Source organism: Burkholderia semiarida (assembly GCF_029268935.1).
Lineage (GTDB): Bacteria > Pseudomonadota > Gammaproteobacteria > Burkholderiales > Burkholderiaceae > Burkholderia > Burkholderia semiarida.
This window is the reverse complement of sequence record NZ_JAHLCL010000008.1, coordinates 609,519-629,656: the sequence shown is the minus strand read 5'-3', so window position 1 is coordinate 629,656 and position 20,138 is coordinate 609,519. Positions and strand designations below refer to the sequence as shown.

At 66.0% G+C, this 20,138-nt stretch carries 19 protein-coding genes; 7 read left to right on the top strand and 12 right to left on the bottom strand.

Annotated features, from left to right (window positions below):
• Positions 1 to 146: 146 nt before the first annotated feature.
• Both KPB06_RS26125 and KPB06_RS26120 read right to left on the bottom strand, forming a co-directional pair.
• Positions 147 to 1,397: a DUF1479 domain-containing protein gene (locus tag KPB06_RS26125; protein ID WP_060009498.1), complete on the bottom strand. Its 1,251-nt coding sequence runs from the start codon at positions 1,395 to 1,397 to the stop codon at positions 147 to 149.
• 111 nt (positions 1,398 to 1,508) lie between these two features.
• A complete protein-coding gene (locus KPB06_RS26120; RefSeq protein ID WP_059582792.1) occupies positions 1,509 to 1,898 on the bottom strand; it encodes a VOC family protein in 390 nt (129 codons plus the stop codon).
• Between the two features lie 71 nt (positions 1,899 to 1,969).
• Between KPB06_RS26120 and KPB06_RS26115 the strand changes: the two genes are divergently transcribed.
• Positions 1,970 to 2,947 carry a helix-turn-helix domain-containing protein gene (locus KPB06_RS26115; protein ID WP_059582794.1) on the top strand — a complete coding sequence of 326 codons (978 nt, stop codon included), beginning with the start codon at positions 1,970 to 1,972 and terminating at the stop codon, positions 2,945 to 2,947.
• 90 nt (positions 2,948 to 3,037) lie between these two features.
• Here the strand turns inward: KPB06_RS26115 and gltA are convergent, their stop codons facing one another.
• The 7 genes from gltA to KPB06_RS26080 all read right to left on the bottom strand — a co-directional run bounded on the left by gltA (position 3,038) and on the right by KPB06_RS26080 (position 8,960).
• A complete protein-coding gene (gltA, locus tag KPB06_RS26110; RefSeq protein ID WP_011881720.1) occupies positions 3,038 to 4,339 on the bottom strand; it encodes a citrate synthase in 1,302 nt (433 codons plus the stop codon).
• Between the two features lie 66 nt (positions 4,340 to 4,405).
• Positions 4,406 to 4,678 carry an FAD assembly factor SdhE gene (locus KPB06_RS26105; protein ID WP_059582797.1) on the bottom strand — a complete coding sequence of 91 codons (273 nt, stop codon included), beginning with the start codon at positions 4,676 to 4,678 and terminating at the stop codon, positions 4,406 to 4,408.
• 6 nt (positions 4,679 to 4,684) lie between these two features.
• On the bottom strand, positions 4,685 to 5,386 hold the full coding sequence (locus KPB06_RS26100; RefSeq protein WP_059582800.1) for a succinate dehydrogenase iron-sulfur subunit: 702 nt from the start codon (positions 5,384 to 5,386) through the stop codon (positions 4,685 to 4,687).
• Between the two features lie 21 nt (positions 5,387 to 5,407).
• Positions 5,408 to 7,183, bottom strand: coding sequence for a succinate dehydrogenase flavoprotein subunit (gene sdhA, locus KPB06_RS26095; RefSeq protein ID WP_059582803.1), 1,776 nt, complete (start codon positions 7,181 to 7,183; stop codon positions 5,408 to 5,410).
• A gap of 3 nt (positions 7,184 to 7,186) precedes the next feature.
• Positions 7,187 to 7,555 (bottom strand): succinate dehydrogenase, hydrophobic membrane anchor protein, encoded by a 369-nt coding sequence (gene sdhD, locus KPB06_RS26090; protein WP_006487767.1) that lies wholly within the window; start codon positions 7,553 to 7,555, stop codon positions 7,187 to 7,189.
• A gap of 4 nt (positions 7,556 to 7,559) precedes the next feature.
• On the bottom strand, positions 7,560 to 7,976 hold the full coding sequence (gene sdhC, locus KPB06_RS26085) for a succinate dehydrogenase, cytochrome b556 subunit (protein WP_059582807.1): 417 nt from the start codon (positions 7,974 to 7,976) through the stop codon (positions 7,560 to 7,562).
• Positions 7,977 to 8,144: 168 nt separating this feature from the next.
• Positions 8,145 to 8,960, bottom strand: coding sequence for a GntR family transcriptional regulator (locus tag KPB06_RS26080; RefSeq protein WP_059583137.1), 816 nt, complete (start codon positions 8,958 to 8,960; stop codon positions 8,145 to 8,147).
• Positions 8,961 to 9,257: 297 nt separating this feature from the next.
• Here KPB06_RS26080 and KPB06_RS26075 point away from each other — a divergent pair, with 297 nt between their 5' ends.
• From KPB06_RS26075 to acnA, 5 genes are all read left to right on the top strand, one after another.
• The gene (locus tag KPB06_RS26075) at positions 9,258 to 10,244 is read left to right on the top strand and encodes a malate dehydrogenase (RefSeq protein ID WP_006487742.1); all 987 of its coding nucleotides are present in this window, start codon (positions 9,258 to 9,260) and stop codon (positions 10,242 to 10,244) included.
• A gap of 183 nt (positions 10,245 to 10,427) precedes the next feature.
• Entirely contained in the window at positions 10,428 to 11,435 is a 1,008-nt protein-coding gene (locus KPB06_RS26070) for an HpcH/HpaI aldolase/citrate lyase family protein (protein ID WP_275905935.1), read from the top strand.
• A 229-nt stretch (positions 11,436 to 11,664) separates the two neighbouring features.
• Entirely contained in the window at positions 11,665 to 12,180 is a 516-nt protein-coding gene (locus KPB06_RS26065; RefSeq protein ID WP_059582813.1) for a hypothetical protein, read from the top strand.
• Between the two features lie 31 nt (positions 12,181 to 12,211).
• On the top strand, positions 12,212 to 13,663 hold the full coding sequence (locus tag KPB06_RS26060) for a bifunctional 2-methylcitrate dehydratase/aconitate hydratase (protein WP_275905936.1): 1,452 nt from the start codon (positions 12,212 to 12,214) through the stop codon (positions 13,661 to 13,663).
• 52 nt (positions 13,664 to 13,715) lie between these two features.
• A complete protein-coding gene (acnA, locus tag KPB06_RS26055; protein WP_059582818.1) occupies positions 13,716 to 16,433 on the top strand; it encodes an aconitate hydratase AcnA in 2,718 nt (905 codons plus the stop codon).
• 103 nt (positions 16,434 to 16,536) lie between these two features.
• On the opposite strand, the gene KPB06_RS26050 is transcribed toward acnA, so the two are convergent.
• The 3 genes from KPB06_RS26050 to KPB06_RS26040 are packed head-to-tail and all read right to left on the bottom strand — an operon-like array spanning position 16,537 to position 17,725.
• On the bottom strand, positions 16,537 to 16,974 hold the full coding sequence (locus KPB06_RS26050) for a DUF1801 domain-containing protein (protein ID WP_059582820.1): 438 nt from the start codon (positions 16,972 to 16,974) through the stop codon (positions 16,537 to 16,539).
• A complete protein-coding gene (locus KPB06_RS26045; protein ID WP_124860652.1) occupies positions 16,971 to 17,402 on the bottom strand; it encodes an SRPBCC family protein in 432 nt (143 codons plus the stop codon). The genes KPB06_RS26050 and KPB06_RS26045 overlap by 4 nt, the downstream gene beginning before the upstream one ends.
• Positions 17,402 to 17,725 (bottom strand): ArsR/SmtB family transcription factor, encoded by a 324-nt coding sequence (locus KPB06_RS26040; RefSeq protein ID WP_059582824.1) that lies wholly within the window; start codon positions 17,723 to 17,725, stop codon positions 17,402 to 17,404. The genes KPB06_RS26045 and KPB06_RS26040 overlap by 1 nt, the downstream gene beginning before the upstream one ends.
• 647 nt (positions 17,726 to 18,372) lie before the next feature.
• Between KPB06_RS26040 and KPB06_RS26035 the strand changes: the two genes are divergently transcribed.
• Positions 18,373 to 20,106 carry a S53 family peptidase gene (locus KPB06_RS26035; protein ID WP_060009501.1) on the top strand — a complete coding sequence of 578 codons (1,734 nt, stop codon included), beginning with the start codon at positions 18,373 to 18,375 and terminating at the stop codon, positions 20,104 to 20,106.
• Positions 20,107 to 20,138 lie beyond the last annotated feature (32 nt).

The following is a 20,138-nucleotide window of genomic DNA, read 5'->3' as shown; positions in this document are numbered from 1 at the left end:
TGCCGTGCACGGGCCGGCGGCGTCGTGACCGGACCATTATCGGAAGCCAAATTGCGCAATTCGCGTCGAATTCGGCGGCGCCGACAGCCGATTGCGTCGAATTGCGCGCACCACGCAGCCGATTCGGCGAACGGGCCGCCCGCGCGTCATGCGCCGGGCTCGAATCCCATCTGCGCGCGGCCGAGCGCCGTGAGTTCGGCCTCCCCCGCGCGCCCGTCGAAATCGACCTCGAAATGGTCGGCCGGGAAATCGGGCGGGCTGTCGCCGCGCAGGAACGCGCAACGCTGGCGTTGCAAGTATGCGTCGTTCTTCGCGCAGCCCGGCGCGGCCGCGATGTACATCACGTTGCTGTCGCCGCTGCCGCGATGCGCATCCTCGACCGCATGCACGACGTCACCGTGCCAGAACACCGCGTCGCCCGGTTCCATATGCGGGATCGGCACCAGCGCATCGAGCAGCAGCGTGTGCCATTCCGGGCGAATCGACAGCGCGCGGCCGGGACGCGCGCCGCACAGGTCGTCGTCGGCGACGTCGTCCTGCAGCGCGCGCAGCACGACATAGGCCATCGCGTTCGCAACCGGGATCAGCTGCAGCGTGCCGTCGCCGGGCCCCTGCGGTGTCAGCGCGGTCCAGCCCTGGAACGTGCGGAACATCGAACACACGGCCGGCGACGGAATCTCTTCGACGTCGGGCCGGAACGCCGCATCGAAGGGATCGTACTCGCGCCAGCGGCCGGCCAGCACATGGCGATAGACCTGCCGAAAATTCGCGCCGAGCCAGCGCTCGACCGAGCCGCCGTCGACATGCGGCGACAGCCCGAGCGACGTCGAACCGGGCGGCCGGCGGCGGATCCGGTCCGCATACGCGGGCACCCGGTCGGGATCGAAATGCGCACGTGCGCCGTCCGCATGCCGCCACAGGCGGTTCAGGAACACCCGCGCCTGCGTGAGCGCCGGCGACTGGCGCGCGGCCACCTGCGGCTTCGACCAGTAGACGCCGTAGATCTGCGGCTTGCCCGACGCCAGATTGCCGAAATAGCGGTCTTCCGCGCGCGCGTGCAGCCGGTCGGCGAAACGGTTCGCATCCAGATACGCGCCGATCTCGTCGTTCCAGTCGCGTGCCTGCCTCGCATCGAACACGCCGCGGATCACGACCGCGCCATGCGTGCGGATCGCCGCAACCGCATGCGGATCGACCCGGCCGCCCGCGATATCCGCGAACGGCACGACCGGAATCACGTCGTGGCCGTGCGCGTGCGCGCGGCGGATCGCATCGACCTGCCGGGCGATGTCGCCCTCCACTTCGCGGAACGTGGCCGCATAACCGGGCAAATCGGCGCGCAGCGCCCGTTTCGCCGCGCGGATCGCGGCAGGCATGTCGTCAATCGTCAGTTGCATCGTCGTCTCCTCGCTGAAAGCGTGTCGTGATGTGCTGTCAGCGTACGGCCGGCACACGGCCGTCATCACCACTATCCGGCCAACGATCGATACAATCCTGACAATCGTGCGTCATTCGGGACGATGGCAGACCACGCAGAGCTTGTTGCCGTCCGGGTCGCGGAAATACGCGCCGTAATAGTCGCGGTGATAGTGCGGCCGCAGGCCCGGCGGCCCTTCGCAGGTGCCGCCATGCCGCAGCGCGAGCGCGTGACAGCGATCGACGTGCGCGCGGGTCGGCGCATCGAACGCGATCGTGTGGCCGTTGCCCGGCTCCGGTGGGCGGCCGTCGAGCGGCTTGCCGAAGAAGAACAGCGGCCGCTCGGCGTCGGCCGGCATCCAGCCCGACCAGCCGTCCGGCTCGCGGAATTTCAGGCGCAGCCCGAGTGCCGCGAACAGCGGCGCATAGAAATCGTAGGCGCGCGCCGTATCACCGACGCCCACGCACACATGTGAAAACATGGCATCGCTCCTTGGTGAGAATCGCCCACGATCATGCCACGGCGCACTGCCCGCCCCTACCGGAGGCCGCGATGAAACCGCAATACGAGCACGTGACGTTCGCGTCCGGCTGTTCGATCCGCGTCTATCACCGCCAGCTCGCGCGCATTCCGTTCGAATGGCATCGCCATCCCGAGTACGAACTGACGCTGACGCTCAACAGCCGCGGCCAGCGCTTCATCGGCGATCACGTCGCGCGCTACGCGGACGACGATCTCGTGCTCGTGCCGCCGAACCTGCCGCATACGTGGTCGTCGAACGCGCGCATCGATCGCGACGCGCCCGAAGTCGCGCTCGTCGTCTGGTTCGACGGAGACTGGGCGCGGCGGCTGGCCGACTGCTGCCCCGAATACGCGCCGCTGCGCTCGCTGCTGCGGCGCGCGGCGCCGGGGCTGCACTTCGACGTGGAGACGGCCCGCGCGATGCGCGCGCGGCTGCCGCGGTTGCTCGATCCGTCGCCGCGCGTACGGCTTGCAGCCACGCTCGACACGCTTGCCGATCTCGCGGAGGCCGGCGGCGAACCGCTCGCCACCGCGCATGCGTACGACCGGCCCGACGGCGCGCCGTCGCCCGGCGGGCCGGGCGCGCCCGAAGCCGAACGTCTAGACCGCGTGCTCGACGCGATCGACCGGCATTTCCACGAACCGCTGCGCATCGACGCACTCGCCGCTGCCGCGCACCTGTCCGAACGCACGCTGCAACGGTTGTTCGTCCGGCATCTCGGCGAAAGCGTCGGCCGTTACGTGCAGCGGCTGCGCCTCGCGCATGCATGCCGCCATCTCGTCGGCACCGACTGGCCGATCGCGACGGTCGCCGCGCGCTGCGGCATTCCGAATGCCGCGAACTTCAATCGCCAGTTCCTCGCCGCGCGCGGCACGACGCCCGGCGCGTACCGGCAGTTCTTCAAGCAGCACGGCCATGCACCGGACGACGACGCGCCCGCGCTCGACACGCGGCCGCCGTCGCTGGAGCGCCGCGCCGGCTCGGGCCAACGTCGGCCGCGCAAATGAAAACACCCCGACGGGCTGACCCGTCGGGGTGTCGTGGCGTTGCGGTTGCCCGACGCGAGCGGCCTGCCGGCCGTTCGCGCCGCACACGGTTTAACGTGCGTTGAGCGGCTTCGCTTCGCGCGGCGTATCGCCGATGAACAGCTGGCGCGGACGGCCGATCTTCTGTTCCGGATCGGCGATCATTTCGTTCCACTGTGCGATCCAGCCGACCGTACGTGCCATCGCGAAGATACACGTGAACATCGACGTCGGGATGCCCAGCGCGCGCTGGACGATACCCGAGTAGAAGTCGACGTTCGGGTACAGCTTGCGCGACACGAAGTATTCGTCTTCCAGCGCGATCTTCTCGAGCTGCATCGCGAGCTTGAACAGCGGGTCGTCGTGCAGGCCCAGTTCGTTCAGCACTTCGTAGCACGTCTCGCGCATCAGCTTCGCACGCGGGTCGTAGTTCTTGTACACGCGGTGGCCGAAGCCCATCAGCTTCACGCCCGAGTTCTTGTCCTTCACCTGCTTGATGAATTCGGGGATGTTGTCCGGCGAACCGATCTGCTCGAGCATGTTCAGCGCGGCTTCGTTCGCACCGCCGTGCGCCGGGCCCCACAGACACGCGATACCGGCCGCGATACACGCGAACGGGTTCGCGCCCGACGAGCCGGCCAGACGGACCGTCGACGTCGATGCGTTCTGCTCGTGATCGGCGTGCAGGATCAGGATGCGGTCGAGCGCGCGGACAAGCACGTCGTTGACCTTGTACTCTTCGCACGGATTCGAGAACATCATGTGCATGAAGTTCGCGCTGTACGACAGCGAGTTCTTCGGATACACGAACGGCTGGCCGATGCTGTACTTGTACGCCATCGCGACGAGCGTCGGCAGCTTCGCGATCATGCGGATCGCCGACACTTCGCGGTGACGCGGGTCGTTGATGTCGAGCGAGTCGTGGTAGAACGCCGACAGCGCGCCGACCGCGGCGACCAGGATCGCCATCGGGTGCGCGTCGCGACGGAAGCCACGGAAGAAGAAGTGCATCTGCTCGTGCACCATCGTGTGCTTCGTGACGGTGTCGACGAATTCCTTCTTCTGCGCGGCGTTCGGCAGTTCGCCCTTCAGCAGCAGGTAGCAGCTTTCGAGGAAGTCCGCGTTTTGTGCGAGGTTGTCGATCGGGTAGCCGCGGTACAGCAGCTCGCCCTTGTCGCCGTCGATGTACGTGATCGCCGAATTACACGAAGCCGTCGACATGAAGCCCGGGTCGTAAGTGAACTTGCCGGTCTGGCCGTACAGCTTGCGGATGTCGATCACGTCCGGGCCCATCGTGCCCTTGTAGATCGGCATTTCGACGCTCGGCGAGTTGTCGCTGAACGATAGCGTGGCTTTAACATCAGACGGAGTCATGGCACATCCTCAATCGAAATAAAGAAACGGGATTCGATAACGGGCGCAGCGCGTTACACCTTGGCGTCACACGTTGCGCAGCATCTCCAACAGCCGGTGAATGTCCGGGCTGTCTAGGTCGCCTTCTGGTTCCTTGCGCGCGAGGAGCAAGTCCATCAGGTCGTTGTCGCTCAGATCGAGCAGGCGCGACAACGCGCCTACGTCTGCATCGGTGAGGTCATGCTCGTATCGGCTGAAGAAACGCTCGAATACGATGTCGTTTTCCAGCAGACCCCGCCGCGCGCGCCAGCGCAGGCGCGCGCGGCGGTGCGGGTCGGATTGATGCGATTCGTCGCTCATCAAACTTTATACCGCGCGCCGAACCATCAGTTCCTTGATCTTGCCGATCGCCTTCGTCGGGTTCAAGCCCTTCGGGCAAACGTCGACGCAGTTCATGATCGTATGGCAACGGAACAGACGGTACGGGTCTTCCAGGTTGTCGAGACGCTCGCCGGTGGCGGTGTCGCGGCTGTCCGCGATGAAGCGGTAAGCCTGCAGCAGGCCGGCCGGGCCGACGAACTTGTCCGGGTTCCACCAGAAGCTCGGGCACGACGTCGAGCAGCTCGCGCACAGAATGCACTCGTACACGCCGTCGAGCTCGTCGCGCTCTTCCGGCGACTGGAGGCGTTCCTTCTCCGGCGGCGGCGCGTCGTTGATCAGGTACGGCTTGATCGAGTGGTACTGGTTGAAGAAGTGCGTCATGTCGACGATCAGGTCGCGCACGACGGGCAGGCCCGGCAGCGGGCGCAGCACGATCTTGTGCGGCAGGTCGTTCAGGTTCGTCAGGCACGCGAGACCGTTCTTGCCGTTGATGTTCATCGCGTCCGAACCGCACACGCCTTCGCGGCACGAACGGCGGAACGACAGCGTCTCGTCCAGTGCCTTCAGCTTGACCAGTGCGTCGAGCAGCATGCGCTCATGCTGGATCTCGAGCTCGTACGTCTGCATGCGCGGCGCTGCGTCCTTGTCCGGATCGTAGCGGTAGACTTCAAAAATGCGTTTTGCCATTTCGGATTCCTTTGACTCGGCTTAGAACGTGCGCGGCTTCGGCGGCACGGAATCGACCGTCAGCGGCTTCATTTGAACCGGCTTGTAGTCGAGGCGGTCGCCTTCGCTGTACCACAGCGTGTGGCGCAGCCAGTTCTCGTCGTCGCGGTGTTCGTAGTCGCTGTGCGCGTGCGCGCCGCGGCTTTCCTTGCGCGCCTCCGCCGACACCATCGTTGCGCGGGCCACTTCGATCAGGTTCTCCAGCTCGAGCGCTTCGACGCGCGCGGTGTTGAACACCTTCGACTTGTCCTTCAGGTGGATGTTTTCCACGCGCGCCTTCAGGCCGGCCATCTGGTCGACGCCTTCCTTCAGCAGCGCCGACGTGCGGAACACGCCTGCGTGCTTCTGCATCGTCGCGCGGATGTCGTTCGCGACGTCCTGCGTGTACTCGCCCGAGCTCGACTTGTCGAGCTTGTTCAGGCGCGCGAGCGAGAACTCGCCCGCATCCGCCGGCAGCGGCTTGTGTTCCTTCTGGTTCTTCACGTGCTGGACGATGTGGTTGCCGGCCGCGCGGCCGAACACCACGAGGTCCAGCAGCGAGTTCGTGCCGAGACGGTTCGCGCCGTGCACCGACACGCACGAGCATTCGCCCACTGCGTAGAAGCCGTTGACCGGTTCCTTGTGATCGCGCGACGTGCCGACGACCTGACCGTGGATGTTGGTCGGGATGCCGCCCATCTGGTAGTGGATCGTCGGGACGACCGGGATCGGCTCCTTGATCGCGTCGACGTTCGCGAACTTCAGCGCGATTTCGCGGATCGACGGCAGACGCTTCATGATCGTCTCGGCGCCGATGTGCGACAGGTCGAGCAGCACGTGATCCTTGTTCGGACCGACGCCGCGGCCTTCCTTGATTTCCTGGTCCATCGAGCGCGACACGAAGTCACGCGGCGCCAGATCCTTCAGCGTCGGTGCGTAGCGTTCCATGAAGCGCTCGCCGTTCGCGTTGCGCAGGATGCCGCCTTCGCCGCGCACGCCTTCGGTGATCAGCACGCCCGCGCCGGCCACGCCGGTCGGGTGGAACTGCCAGAACTCCATGTCCTGCAGCGCGATGCCCGAGCGGGCCGCCATGCCGAGGCCGTCGCCGGTGTTGATGAACGCGTTCGTCGATGCCGCGAAGATCCGGCCTGCGCCGCCCGTCGCGAACAGCGTCGTCTTGCCTTCCATGATGTAGACGTCGCCCGTCTCCATCTCGAGGGCCGTCACGCCGAGCACGTCGCCGTCCGCGTCGCGGATCAGGTCGAGCGCCATCCATTCGACGAAGAACTGCGTCTTTGCCTCGACGTTCTGCTGGTACAGCGTGTGCAGCAGCGCGTGACCGGTACGGTCGGCGGCCGCGCAAGCGCGCTGGACCGGCTTCTCGCCGTAGTTCGCGGTATGGCCGCCGAACGGACGCTGGTAGATCGTGCCGTCCGCGTTACGGTCGAACGGCATGCCGAAGTGCTCGAGTTCGTACACGACGTTCGGCGCTTCGCGGCACATGAACTCGATCGCGTCCTGGTCGCCGAGCCAGTCGGAACCCTTGATCGTGTCGTAGAAGTGGTAGTGCCAGTTGTCTTCGCTCATGTTGCCGAGCGACGCGCCGATCCCGCCTTGCGCGGCGACCGTGTGCGAACGGGTCGGGAACACCTTCGACAGCACGCCGACCGACAGGCCCGCGCGCGACAGTTGCAGCGCCGCGCGCAAGCCGGAGCCGCCCGCGCCGACGATCACGACGTCAAACTTGCGGCGCGGGAGGGAAGTTTTGATTGCAGCCATTCTTTACACTCTCCAGAGAATCTGCGCGGCGTAGCCCGCACATGCGAGCAGCCAGACGATGGTCAGCGATTGCAGCAGCAGGCGCACACCGACGGGCTTCACGTAGTCCATCCAGATGTCGCGCACGCCGACCCATGCGTGGTAGAAGAGGGAAAGCAGCATCACGAAGGTCGCGAGCTTCATCCATTGCGCGGCGAAGATCGATGCCCAGCCTTCGTACGAAAAATCGTGCGCGCCGAAGAACAGGACGAGCAGAATGACCGTGTAGACCGCCATGATCGTGGCGGTGACGCGCTGCGCGAGCCAGTCGCGCAGGCCGTAGTGTGCGCCGACGACGAGGCGCTTCGAGCCGATTCGGTTGTTGGCTGCCATTTTCTTAGAATGCTCCGAACAGTTTGAGTGCCATGGCGATCGTCAGCGCGATCGAGACGACAAAGACGACGACGGCCGTCCGCTTGCCGCCTTCCTTCGAGACGGCGTCGTGGTTGACGTCCATCAGCAGGTGGCGAATGCCGGCGCAGAAATGGTGGAAGAAGGCCCACGACAACGCGAGGACGATCAGCTTGACGACGATGTTGGAGAGGAAAGCCTTGAAGACTTCGAAGCTGAGCTCGGAAGTGAGGCTCTGGTCGAAGAGGAACAGCAGGAACGGCAGGAACAGGAACAGCAGCGCGCCGCTGACTCGGTGGAGAATCGACAGTATCGCCGCCAGCGGCATGCGATACTTCAACGTGATGTCGCCGATTCCGATGTTCCGGTATTCCGGCCTCGGCTTTCTTACTGCGTCAGTCATGCTAGACCCCTACTATGTTGTCACACTAATCCGCGATTTTAGCGCCTTTTCATATCGCGCTGCAGCGAAAGTCTGCTCTGGATAATTGCGCGAACACGAACAAAGGCGGCCCGAAACGTGCTTCGCGAGCGTGGGAAACGCGAATGCACGCGGCTGAACCGAACGTCGTCAGCTCAAGTCATTCTGATAGTAGTACCCGGTTGTGACATACCAGCCGCGACGCACTTCCACCGGCCGGTCCCCGTACGTATAGGACACGCGCTCGACCGACAGCAGCGGGAAACCCGCCGGCACGTGCAGCAGGTCGGCCACCGCCGGATCCGCCGCGACCGCGCGGATCTTCTCCGTCGCGCGGATCATCCGCGTACCGAACTCCGTCTCGAACATCGCGTAGAGCGGCCCCTTGTATTCGCTCAACCGCTCGAACGTGAGCCCGCGGAACATCGCGCCCGGCAGCCAGATCTCGTCGAGCACCGTCACTTCGCCGTCGAACTCCAGCAGGCGGCGCACCTGCACGACGGGGTCGGCGGGCTTCAGGTCGAGCTGCCGTGCGATCTCGGCCGGCGCGCGCAGGCGCCGGCATTCGAGCAGACGGCTCACGTGCGGGTGCTCGGCGCCGTCGTCGGCCAGCAGACGCAGAAAGCGGAATTGCGCGCGATCCTCGTTGTGCGTTGCAACAAAAGTACCCTTGCCCTGCCGCCTGACCACCAGGTTTTCGGCGGCCAGCTCGTCGATCGCCTTGCGAACGGTGCCCTGGCTGACCTTGTAACGGGCCGCGAGCTCGACTTCGCTGGGGATGATCTCGCCCGGCTTCCATTCGCCGGATTCGAGACTCTGCGTGATCAACGACTTGATCTGCTGGTATAACGGGCTGAACGTCGGCGACGCGGCCGCCGCGGGCGAAGCCGCGGGATCGCCCGCGCCCGGCTGCCCTGGGCCGCCTGCGCCGGTCTGATTCGCGGTGTTCGCCTGGTTCGATGTCATGGCGCGCATTTCATCACAAACCGCACTTTTTCGTCCACTCAATTTCCGCAAAACATCTGTCTTATATAAGACATATGATACCGTTTGACTTTGCGCGTGACGGCTCCTACACTCCCGGTCGAGCAAGGGTTCGCGGGTGCAACAGCGCGTCCCCGGCTACGTGCCACGGCCGTCTCCAGGTTCACCGCGTCTGCCATCGCGAGTCCTCCGCCCTGCTTCAATGCAACGCTACGCACAACGCGCATAGAATGGCGTTTTCGCTCGCGTCCAACGCTTCACCCGTCCTGGAGATTTTCAATGGCTAAGCCCGCAAAGCGCGTTGCCGTCACCGGCGCCGCAGGTCAAATCGCTTACTCCCTGCTGTTCCGCATCGCGAACGGCGACCTGCTCGGCAAGGACCAGCCGGTCATCCTGCAACTGCTCGACCTCCCGCAAGCCCAAGCCGCCGTCAAAGGCGTCGTGATGGAACTCGACGATTGCGCGTTCCCGCTGCTCGCGGGCGTCGTGATCACCGACGATCCGAAGGTCGCGTTCAAGGATGCCGACGTCGCGCTGCTGGTCGGCGCACGTCCGCGCTCGAAGGGCATGGAGCGCAAGGACCTGCTGTCGGCGAACGCCGAAATCTTCACGGTCCAGGGCGCCGCGCTGAACGAAGTCGCGAGCCGCGACGTGAAGGTGCTGGTCGTCGGCAACCCGGCGAACACGAACGCGTACATCGCGATGAAGTCGGCGCCGGATCTGCCGAAGAAGAACTTCACGGCCATGCTGCGCCTCGACCACAACCGCGCGCTGTCGCAGCTCGCCGCCAAGTCGGGCAAGCCGGTCGCGTCGATCGAGAAGCTCGCCGTGTGGGGCAACCACTCGCCGACGATGTACCCGGACTTCCGCTTCGCGACCGCCGAAGGCGAATCGCTGCTGAAGCTGATCAACGACGACGTGTGGAACCGCGACACGTTCATCCCGACCGTCGGCAAGCGCGGCGCGGCGATCATCGAAGCGCGCGGCCTGTCGTCGGCAGCGTCGGCGGCGAACGCGGCGATCGACCACGTGCGTGACTGGGTGCTCGGCACGAACGGCAAGTGGGTCACGATGGGCATCCCGTCGGACGGCTCGTACGGCATCCCCGAAGACATCATCTACGGCGTGCCGGTCACCTGCGAAAACGGCGAATACAAGCGCGTCGAGGGCCTGGAAATCGACGCGTTCTCGCGCGAGAAGATGGACGGCACGCTGGCCGAGCTGCTCGAAGAGCGCGACGGCGTCGCCCACCTGCTGAAGAACTAAGCATCACGCATCGGGCCGGGCGGCCTTCGGGCGCCCGGCTTCGGCGCGGGCCGGCAGGCCGCCGCCCCGCGCCGAGCGATCCGATTCGCGCACGTTTTGCCGCCTCGCGCCACCTCTCGCCGGCCCAGAACCTGCCCGAATCCGATTTTCTCCACGTTGACCCGCTTCCCTGACGTAGAAGAGATGGCCGCGCTCACTCCTGCACAAGTGCTCTACGACGGGGCGTCCCCGCCCGCGATCCTGCCCTGCTGCGATCACTACGCGGGCAGCGAGAAGCTGATGCGCAAGTCGCTCGCACTGCAGGCCGAGCTGGGTCCCGTGTTCGACCTCACGCTCGACTGCGAGGACGGCGCGGCCGTCGGCCAGGAAGCCGCGCACGCGGCGCTCGTGGCCGACCTGCTCGGCAGCGCCGAGAACCGCTTCGGCCGCGTCGGCGTGCGCATCCACGACTTTTCCCACCCGCACTGGCGCGACGACGTGCGCATCGTGCTGCGCGCGGCGCGCGTACCGGCCTACATCACGCTGCCGAAGATCGCGAACGCCGCCGACGCGGCCGAAATGACCGCGTTCATCGAAGGCACGCGCCGCGAGCTCGGCATCGCGCAACCGATCCCTGTCGACGTGCTGGTCGAAACGCACGGCGCGCTCGCGCAGGCGGCCGCCCTCGCCGCGCTGCCGACGGTCGGCACGCTGAGCTTCGGGCTGATGGATTTCGTCTCCGCGCACCACGGCGCGATCCCCGACTCCGCGATGCGCTCGCCCGGCCAGTTCGATCACCCGCTCGTGCGCCGCGCGAAGCTGGAAATCGCCGCGGCCTGTCACGCACACGGCAAAACATCGTCACACAATGTGACGACCGAGGTGCGCGACATGAGCGTGGTCGCCGGCGATGCGCGCCGCGCGCGCGACGAATTCGCCTTCACGCGGATGTGGAGCATTCACCCCGCGCAGATCCGCGCGATCGTCGACGCGTTCGCCCCGCGCACCGACGAAGTCGCGCTGGCCGCCGAGATCCTGCTGGCCGCGCAGGCCGCCGACTGGGGCCCGACGCGCCACGGCGATACGCTGCACGATCGCGCGAGTTATCGTTATTACTGGTCGGTGCTGCGCCGTGCGCGGGCCACCGGCCAGCCCGTACCGTCCGAGGCCGCGCCGCTGTTCGGCCCGGCCGCCGCGGGCGTCGCGCATTGAGTGCGCGCCGCCGGCCGAGCCACGCGTTGCATGCATCCGCCGGCACGCGAGCCGGCAGACGTTTGCGAAACGACAAAAAACGTAACGGAGCCCGAAAACCTGATATATGCGCGGCCAAATAGGTGAAAATAGCGGCCGCTGCGCGCTTTCGGGGCGCGTGCAGTTTCAAACCGGCCGGCAGTGTCGATTGCCGGCCCTTGTCAACTGATTATCGAAAGGTTCTGACTCCATGAAGAAACTCCTGATCGCTACCGCCATCGGCGCCTTGTCCGCCACGATGCTGGTGTCGGCTCCGAGCGCGTTTGCCCAGGGTACGGCCACCACGACCGCGAAGAAGGCAGCGGCCAAGCGCCCGGCGCCGGCCAAGCGCATCATCCCGCGCAGCAAGAAGGCGCAGGCGCGCGCGGCCGCCAAGGTCGATCCGGTGCCGGAAGGCGCGGTCAAGTGGTCCTGCAAGGAAGGTCTGTCGTTCGACCTCGCCGGCGACATGAAGCGCGACCAGGTCGTCACGGTTCACTGGGCGAAGAAGAACTACAAGCTGCCGCGCCAGACCACGACGACGGGCGCCGACACGTTCTACGATCCGGCAGCAGGCTTCAAGCTGGTCGTGATCCCGACCAAGGCGATGCTGTTCTCCGACGCGAACGGCGGCGAGCGCCTCGCGGACGAGTGCGTGACGCCGGAAATGGCGCAAGGCGGCGCAGCGCCGACGCAGGCGAACGAACTGAAGCCGGCAACGAACTAAGCGCGCGCATTTTTCCGCTCTCGGCCCCTCGATGTCCGCCCCGGTCTCCAACGTCCGCCCTGCTCCGGATACGGTACTCGTCGACATCGTCGACTACGTGCTGAACACCGGCATCGACAGCGCGCTCGCGCTGGAGACGGCGCGTCATTGCCTGATCGACACGCTCGGATGCGGACTCGAGGCGCTGTCCTACCCTGCCTGCACCAAGCTGCTCGGCCCCGTCGTGCCCGGCACGATCGTGCCGAACGGCGCGAAGGTGCCCGGCACGTCCTTCCAGCTCGATCCCGTCCAGGCCGCGTTCGGCATCGGCGCGATGATCCGCTGGCTGGACTTCAACGACACCTGGCTCGCCGCCGAATGGGGTCATCCGTCCGACAACCTCGGCGGGATCCTGGCGACGGCCGACTGGCTCTCCCGCACGGCCCGCGCGGCCGGCCGCAAGCCGCTCGCGATGCGTGACGTGCTGGTCGCGATGATCCAGGCCCACGAGATCCAGGGCTGCCTCGCCCTCGAGAATTCGTTCAACGCGGTCGGGCTCGACCACGTGCTGCTCGTGAAGGTCGCATCGACGGCCGTCGTCGGGCGCCTCATCGGGCTCACGCGCGACGAGCTGATCAACGCGGTGTCCAACGCGTTCGTCGACGGCCACGCGCTGCGTACCTACCGCCATGCGCCGAACACCGGTTCGCGCAAATCCTGGGCGGCCGGCGACGCCACGTCCCGCGCGGTGCGCCTCGCGCTGATCGCGAAAACGGGTGAAATGGGCTATCCGTCGGCGCTCACCGCGAAGACCTGGGGCTTCTACGACGTGCTGTTCGACGGCAAGCCGTTCCGCTTCCAGCGCCCGTACGGCACGTACGTGATGGAAAACGTGCTGTTCAAGATCGCGTTCCCCGCCGAATTCCATGCGCAGACGGCCGCCGAGGCCGCGCTGCTGCTGCACGCGCGGCTCGCCGCGGCGGGCCGCACGACCGACGACATCGGCCGGATCACGATCCGCACACACGCGGCCGCGATCCGCATCATCGACAAGCAGGGCCCGCTCGCCAATCCGGCCGATCGCGACCACTGCATCCAGTACATGGTCGCCGTGCCGCTGCTGTTCGGCCGGCTGACCGCGGCCGACTACGAAGACTCGGCCGCGGCGGACCCGCGCATCGACGCGCTGCGCGCGAAGACCGTGTGCGTCGAGGATCCGCAATTCACGAAGGATTATCACGATCCGGACAAGCGATCGATCGCGAATGCGCTGACGATCGAGTTCACGGACGGATCGAAGCTTGCCGAAGTGGCGGTCGAGTACCCGCTCGGCCATCGGCGGCGCCGTGCGGACGGCATCCCGCTGCTGGTCGAGAAGTTCAGGACCAACCTCGCCCGCCGCTTTCCGGCCAAGCAGCAACAAGCGATTCTCGACGTGTCGCTGGACCAGGCAAAGCTCGAAGCGATGCCGGTCGATGAGTACGTCGATCTGTATATGATCTAGCCGTCAGATACAGGACTCTTTGTTTCCTAGCCTCAAACCCAGGAAAATCACCATGGCCCACAATCTCCACAAGACCCTCAAGGAATTCGACAGCGGTTCCGGCAAAGGCAAGTTCTACTCGCTGCCGCAGCTCGGCAAGGAACTGAAGACGAAGATCGAACGCCTGCCGGTGTCGATCCGCATCGTGCTCGAGTCCGTGCTGCGCAACTACGACGGCAAGAAAATCACCGAAGAGCACATCGAGCAGCTCGCGAACTGGAAGCCGACCGCGAAGCGCGTCGACGAGATTCCGTTCGTCGTGTCGCGCGTCGTGCTGCAGGATTTCACGGGCGTGCCGCTGCTCGCCGACATCGCGGCCATGCGCGGCGTCGCCGAGCGCACGGGCAAGAACCCGAAGAAAATCGAGCCGCTGGTCCCGGTCGATCTCGTCGTCGACCACTCGGTCCAGATCGACTACTTCCGCCAGAAGGACGCGCTCGACCTGAACATGAAGCTGGAATTCCAGCGCAACAACGAGCGCTACCAGTTCATGAAGTGGGGCATGCAGGCGTTCGACACGTTCAAGGTCGTGCCGCCGGGCGTGGGCATCGTCCACCAGGTGAACCTCGAATACCTCGCGCGCGGCGTCCACAAGAAGACGGACGGCGCCGACACCGTGTACTACCCGGACACCCTCGTCGGCACGGACAGCCACACGACGATGATCAACGGCATCGGCGTGGTCGGCTGGGGCGTGGGCGGCATCGAGGCGGAAGCCGGCATGCTCGGCCAGCCGGTGTACTTCCTGACGCCGGACGTCGTCGGCGTCGAGCTGAAGGGCAAGCTGCGCGAAGGCGTGACGGCCACCGACCTCGTGCTGACGATCACGGAAATGCTGCGCAAGGAGAAGGTCGTCGGCAAGTTCGTCGAATTCTTCGGCGAAGGCACGCGCTCGCTGTCGCTGCCGGACCGCGCGACGATCGGCAACATGGCGCCGGAATACGGCGCGACGATGGGCTTCTTCCCGGTCGACGAAAAGACGATCGAGTACTTCGAAGGCACGGGCCGCACGAAGGCCGAAATCGCCGCGTTCGAAAACTACTTCAAGGCGCAGAATCTGTTCGGCATTCCGAAGGCCGGCGACATCGACTACACGAAGACGGTGACGCTCGACCTCGCGACGGTCGCGCCGTCGCTGGCGGGCCCGAAGCGCCCGCAGGACCGCATCGAGATCGGCCACGTCAAGTCGACGTTCACCGACCTGTTCTCGAAGCCGGTCGCGGAAAACGGCTTCGCGAAGAAGGCGGAAGACCTGAACACGCAGTACACGACGAGCAACGGCGTCGACGTGAAGAACGGCGACGTGCTGATCGCCGCGATCACGTCGTGCACGAACACGTCGAACCCGAGCGTGCTGCTGGCGGCGGGCCTGCTCGCGAAGAAGGCGGTCGAGGCCGGCCTCACGGTCGATCCGAAGATCAAGACCTCGCTCGCGCCGGGATCGCGCATCGTCACCGAATACCTGACGAAGACGGGCCTGCTGCCCTACCTGTCGAAGCTCGGCTTCGAAGTCGCGGCGTACGGCTGCACGACCTGTATCGGCAACGCGGGCGACCTGACGCCGGAGCTGAACGAAGCGATCACGAAGAACGACATCGTCGCGGCGGCCGTGCTGTCGGGCAACCGTAACTTCGAAGCGCGCATCCACCCGAACATCCGCGCGAACTTCCTCGCGTCGCCGCCGCTTGTCGTCGCGTACGCGATCGCCGGCAACATCACGCGCGACCTGATGACCGAGCCGGTCGGCAAGGGCAAGGGCGGCCGCGACATCTACCTCGGCGACATCTGGCCGACGAGCGACGAGATCCACGCGCTGCTCAAGTTCGCGCTCGATCCGAAGAAGTTCGAGGACAACTACTCGAAGCTGACCAAGAAGGGCGACCTCTGGAGCAAGATCGAGGGCGAAACGGGCGAGGTCTACGACTGGCCGAAATCGACGTACATCGCCGAGCCGCCGTTCTTCGGCAACGACTTCTCGATGGAACCGGCCGCGTCGATCCCGACCGTCAAGGGCGCGCGCGCGCTGGGCATCTTCGGCGATTCGGTCACGACCGACCACATCAGCCCGGCAGGCTCGATCAAGGAAGATTCGCCGGCCGGCAAGTGGCTGAAGGAAAACGGCGTGCAGAAGGCCGACTTCAACAGCTACGGCTCGCGCCGCGGCAACCACGACGTGATGATGCGCGGCACGTTCGCGAACGTCCGGATCAAGAACCTGATGATCCCGGCGAAGCCGGACGGCACGCGCGTCGAAGGCGGCCTGACGATCCACCAGCCGAGCGGCGAACAGCAGTCGATCTACGACGCGGCGATGCGGTACGTCGCCGCCGGCACGCCCACCGTCGTGTTCGCGGGCGAGGAGTACGGCACGGGCTCGTCGCGCGACTGGGCCGCGAAGGGCACGCAGTTGCTCGGCGTGAAGGCCGTGATCGCACGCAGCTTCGAGCGCATCCACCGCTCGAACCTGGTCGGCATGGGCGTGCTGCCGCTGCAGTTCAAGGGCGCGGACAGCGTCCAGTCGCTCGGCATCACCGGCGAAGAGACGTACGATATCGAAGGCCTCGGCGACGATTTCAAGCCGCAGCAGGACGTCACGCTCGTGATCCATCGCAAGAACGGCGAAACGCAGCGCGTGCCGGTGCTGCTGCGCATCGATACGCCGATCGAAGTCGACTACTACAAGCACGGCGGGATCCTGCCGTTCGTGCTGCGCTCGCTGCTCGCAGCGTAAGCGCTGCCTGTTGCAGGTGCCGCAGCCGCCTCGCGGGCGGTTGCGGCCGATTTGGATGCCCGACCTCGTGTCGGGCTTTTTTTCGCCGGTGCTCGATGCGGCCTTACGCCGCCTTGTCGCCGCGCGCCTTCGCGGCCGCCCCTCGCGCGTTCTTCTTCAAATGCATGCGGTTGTATTCAATTGCCGCACGCACGAGGTGCTTCAAGGCCCGCTTGTCGATCTCGTCGCCTTCGACAAAATCGATCGCGCGACGCGCGTTCCCTTCGAGGCCCGCATTGAACAACCCGTCGGGATCGGGCAGGTGCGCGCCGTGCATGAACGTCAGCTTCACCTTGCCCTTGTGCGCGTTCGCGACCGCGATCATCCCGTCGCACGACCACACGGGGCTGCCCATCCACTTCCATTCCTCGACGATGCCCGCTTGCGCATCGAGGATCGTCTGGCGCAGGTCGGCGAGCGTCTCGCCGCGCCAGTCGGCGATGCCGGCGATCAGCGCGTCGATGCGCTCGGACGGTTGCAGCTCGTTGGCACGCGTACTCATGCGCGGGCCTCCGTTTGCGCGTCGGGGCGCGCCAGCACCTGTTCGAGCGCGTCGAGGAACCGTACCCAGCCGTACTGCGCGCCGCGATACGCCTGCTCCTGATCGGGCCGGAAGCCGACCTGCTCCATGCGCAGGCGCGTGCCGGCAGGCGTCGGCGTGAGTGTCCACGTCACGACGCTTTCGAGGCCGTGGGCCGCCCACGTATAGGACAGCGCGCGGTGCGGCTCGATCGTGAGGACCGTGCAGTCGACCGAGCCCCAGTCCGCCCGGAAGCTGAACGCCCGGCCCGCGACGGGCTCGAAGTCGCTCTTCATCAGCCACGCCTCGATCAGGTGCGGTTGGGTGAGCGCGCGCCAGATCCTCTCCGGCGGATGGGGCAGCTCCCGGTCGACGACGACGGAGCGTGTTTCGGTAGTGGCTTGGTTCATTACTGATCCATCCTTTTGAGCAGATCTTCAAGGGCATCGAACCGGCTCCGCCAGAAGCCCGCCATCTGGCTCGTCCAGTCGATCAACGGGGCCAGCGCCTGCGGCTGCGCGCTGTAGTGCGTCTGCCGGCCTTCGTGACGGTCGTTCACGAGCCCGGCCTGCTTCAGTACGCCAAGGTGCTTCGACACGGCCGGCTGCGACACGCCCGCATCGGCCGTGAGCGCAGCAACCGTCAGCTCGCCCTCCGCGCACAGCCGCTCGAAAAGCGCGCGGCGCGTCGGATCGGCGAGTGTCCGGAAAAGCGTGTCGTGTGCATTCTGCATATCGGTCACAATTCATAACTCTGTGGTTATGAATTCAAGAATATCCGCTGATCGGCTCGAGTCAAGGCGGGATTTCGCGAACGGCGCCGTTCGATTCGGCGCACGCATCGCTCGGTCGCGCCGGCACGCGGCCTTCGTCGAATTCGAGACTCTCCTCTAATCCGCAGTCGCGCCACGCGATCCGAAAGCCGCCTGCAAGACTGCCCGGCGCGCTGTTCCACAGTTCGGGAAACATCCGGGCTCCACCGGCCCCGTCGTTGTGCATGCGCGAATCCGTTCCTGACGAGTCGCTTCCAATGACCACATAGTGCGATACGGCGCGCAGCCATTGACACGCACACGCCATGCATCCATGCGGCGCGCCCTTCCGGGACCGCGCACATTCCGATGCTGCAACGAACGGCTCGTGTGTGCGAGCGACGCGCGTTGCCGCGCCGTCGTACCGCAAACCGGTTCGCTCACCGGGCCCACCATCGCCGTCGCGTACGCCGCCGCGCGTGCCCGCCATGCGTCCGGTTGTCAGAACTGACAGCTATGGAAACTGGCAGCTACCCGAACGGCATCGACGCCCTACGCTCGTCACCGCTCGCGGCCCCACAAGGGCCGGGGGTTCCAGTAACGTCGCCTCTCCTAAAAAAGGACTCCCGATGAAAAGGAACGCCTGGTTTGCCCTTCCCCTTCCGTCGCCCCGCCGCCTGGCGTGCGTGGCACCGCTCGTGTTCGCCGCCGCTGCGGCGCATGCGGCGACGGATTGGGTCGATACCCATACGAAAGCCTTTCTGACCGGCCCGCAGTTGATGGCGCGCAGTGCGGCGCCGTCGCTCGAACTCGCGGCCGGCGAGACGACCAACGTCGTCGTCAGCCTGAAGCTGCGCAACGCCGCGCAGCTCAAGCAGCTGGCGCGCGACGTGAACCGGCCCGGCAGCGCGCATTACCGCCAGTACCTGACGCACGAGCAGTTCCTCGCGGACTACGCGCCGACCGATGCGCAGGTGAAGTCGGTCGTCGACTATCTGCACAAGAGCGGCTTCACGAATGTCGAGGTCGCGCCGAACCGCCTGCTGGTCTCCGCCAGCGGCACGGCCGGCACGGTGAAGGCCGCGTTCAACACGTCGCTCGTGCACTTCCAGTACGCGGGCCGCTCGGGTTTCGCGAACACGTCGACCGCGCAGGTGCCGCGCGCACTCGGCGACGTCGTCGGCTCGGTGCTCGGGCTGCAAAGTGTCGCGCGGGCGCGGCCGATGCTGCGCATCGGCAACGTGGCGAAGCCGCAGGCGCTCGCGGCCGGCACGGCGACAGGCCACTATCCGAAGGAATTCCCGGGCCTCTACAACGCGACCGGCGTGCCGACCGCCGCCGGCGTGACCGTCGGCATCATCACGATCGGCGGCGTGTCGCAGACGCTGCAGGACCTGAAGCAGTTCACGTCGAGCAACGGCTACGGCACGGTCTCGACGCAGACCGTCAAGACCAACGGCACGGGCGGCAGCTACGCCGACGACCAGGACGGCCAGGGCGAATGGGATCTCGACAGCCAGTCGATCGTCGGCTCGGCCGGCGGCCAGGTCGGCAAGCTCGTGTTCTACATGGCGGACCTGAACGCCGCCGGCAACACCGGCCTCACGCAGGCGTTCAACCGCGCGGTGTCGGACAACACCGCGAAGGTGATCAACGTCTCGCTCGGCTGGTGCGAAACCGATGCGGACGCGGACGGCACGCTCGACGCCGAGGAACAGATCTTCACGACGGCAGCCGCGCAAGGCCAGACGTTCTCGGTATCGTCGGGCGACGAAGGCGTGTACGAGTGCAACAACCGCGGCTATCCGGACGGCTCGAACTACACGGTGTCGTGGCCGGCTTCGTCGCCGCACGTGCTCGCGATCGGCGGCACGACGCTGTACACGACGTCGGCCGGTGCGTTCTCGAACGAGACCGTGTGGAACGAAGGGCTCGATTCGAACGGCAAGCTGTGGGCAACGGGCGGCGGCGTCAGCTCGATCCTGCCCGCGCCGTCGTGGCAATCGGGCAGCAATCGCCGGTTGCCGGACGTCGCGTTCGATGCCGCGCAAAGCACGGGCGCGTACATCTATAACTACGGCCAGTTGCAGCAGATCGGCGGCACGAGTCTCGCCGCACCGATCTTCACGGGCTTCTGGGCGCGGCTGCTCGCGGCGAACGGCACGGGCCTCGGCTTCCCGGCCGGCAACTTCTATGCGGACATTCCGTCGCATCCGTCGCTCGTGCGCTATGACGTCGTGTCGGGCAACAACGGCTATCAGGGGTATGGCTACAAGGCCGGCACCGGCTGGGATCTGACGACCGGCTTCGGCAGCCTGAACATCGCGAACCTCAACCAGTTGATCAAGTCGGGCGGGTTCTGAGCGATGCATGAAAGCCGGCGCGCGGCGATGGC

Bases quoted from the DNA above. Each gene is read 5' to 3' on its own strand.
- KPB06_RS26125 (WP_060009498.1), bottom strand. From the start codon at position 1,397: ATGCAACTGACGATTGACGACATGCCTGCCGCGATCCGCGCGGCGAAA.
- KPB06_RS26120 (WP_059582792.1), bottom strand. From the start codon at position 1,898: ATGTTTTCACATGTGTGCGTGGGCGTCGGTGATACGGCGCGCGCCTAC.
- KPB06_RS26115 (WP_059582794.1), top strand. From the start codon at position 1,970: ATGAAACCGCAATACGAGCACGTGACGTTCGCGTCCGGCTGTTCGATC.
- gltA (WP_011881720.1), bottom strand. From the start codon at position 4,339: ATGACTCCGTCTGATGTTAAAGCCACGCTATCGTTCAGCGACAACTCG.
- KPB06_RS26105 (WP_059582797.1), bottom strand. From the start codon at position 4,678: ATGAGCGACGAATCGCATCAATCCGACCCGCACCGCCGCGCGCGCCTG.
- KPB06_RS26100 (WP_059582800.1), bottom strand. From the start codon at position 5,386: ATGGCAAAACGCATTTTTGAAGTCTACCGCTACGATCCGGACAAGGAC.
- sdhA (WP_059582803.1), bottom strand. From the start codon at position 7,183: ATGGCTGCAATCAAAACTTCCCTCCCGCGCCGCAAGTTTGACGTCGTG.
- sdhD (WP_006487767.1), bottom strand. From the start codon at position 7,555: ATGGCAGCCAACAACCGAATCGGCTCGAAGCGCCTCGTCGTCGGCGCA.
- sdhC (WP_059582807.1), bottom strand. From the start codon at position 7,976: ATGACTGACGCAGTAAGAAAGCCGAGGCCGGAATACCGGAACATCGGA.
- KPB06_RS26080 (WP_059583137.1), bottom strand. From the start codon at position 8,960: ATGACATCGAACCAGGCGAACACCGCGAATCAGACCGGCGCAGGCGGC.
- KPB06_RS26075 (WP_006487742.1), top strand. From the start codon at position 9,258: ATGGCTAAGCCCGCAAAGCGCGTTGCCGTCACCGGCGCCGCAGGTCAA.
- KPB06_RS26070 (WP_275905935.1), top strand. From the start codon at position 10,428: ATGGCCGCGCTCACTCCTGCACAAGTGCTCTACGACGGGGCGTCCCCG.
- KPB06_RS26065 (WP_059582813.1), top strand. From the start codon at position 11,665: ATGAAGAAACTCCTGATCGCTACCGCCATCGGCGCCTTGTCCGCCACG.
- KPB06_RS26060 (WP_275905936.1), top strand. From the start codon at position 12,212: ATGTCCGCCCCGGTCTCCAACGTCCGCCCTGCTCCGGATACGGTACTC.
- acnA (WP_059582818.1), top strand. From the start codon at position 13,716: ATGGCCCACAATCTCCACAAGACCCTCAAGGAATTCGACAGCGGTTCC.
- KPB06_RS26050 (WP_059582820.1), bottom strand. From the start codon at position 16,974: ATGAGTACGCGTGCCAACGAGCTGCAACCGTCCGAGCGCATCGACGCG.
- KPB06_RS26045 (WP_124860652.1), bottom strand. From the start codon at position 17,402: ATGAACCAAGCCACTACCGAAACACGCTCCGTCGTCGTCGACCGGGAG.
- KPB06_RS26040 (WP_059582824.1), bottom strand. From the start codon at position 17,725: ATGCAGAATGCACACGACACGCTTTTCCGGACACTCGCCGATCCGACG.
- KPB06_RS26035 (WP_060009501.1), top strand. From the start codon at position 18,373: ATGAAAAGGAACGCCTGGTTTGCCCTTCCCCTTCCGTCGCCCCGCCGC.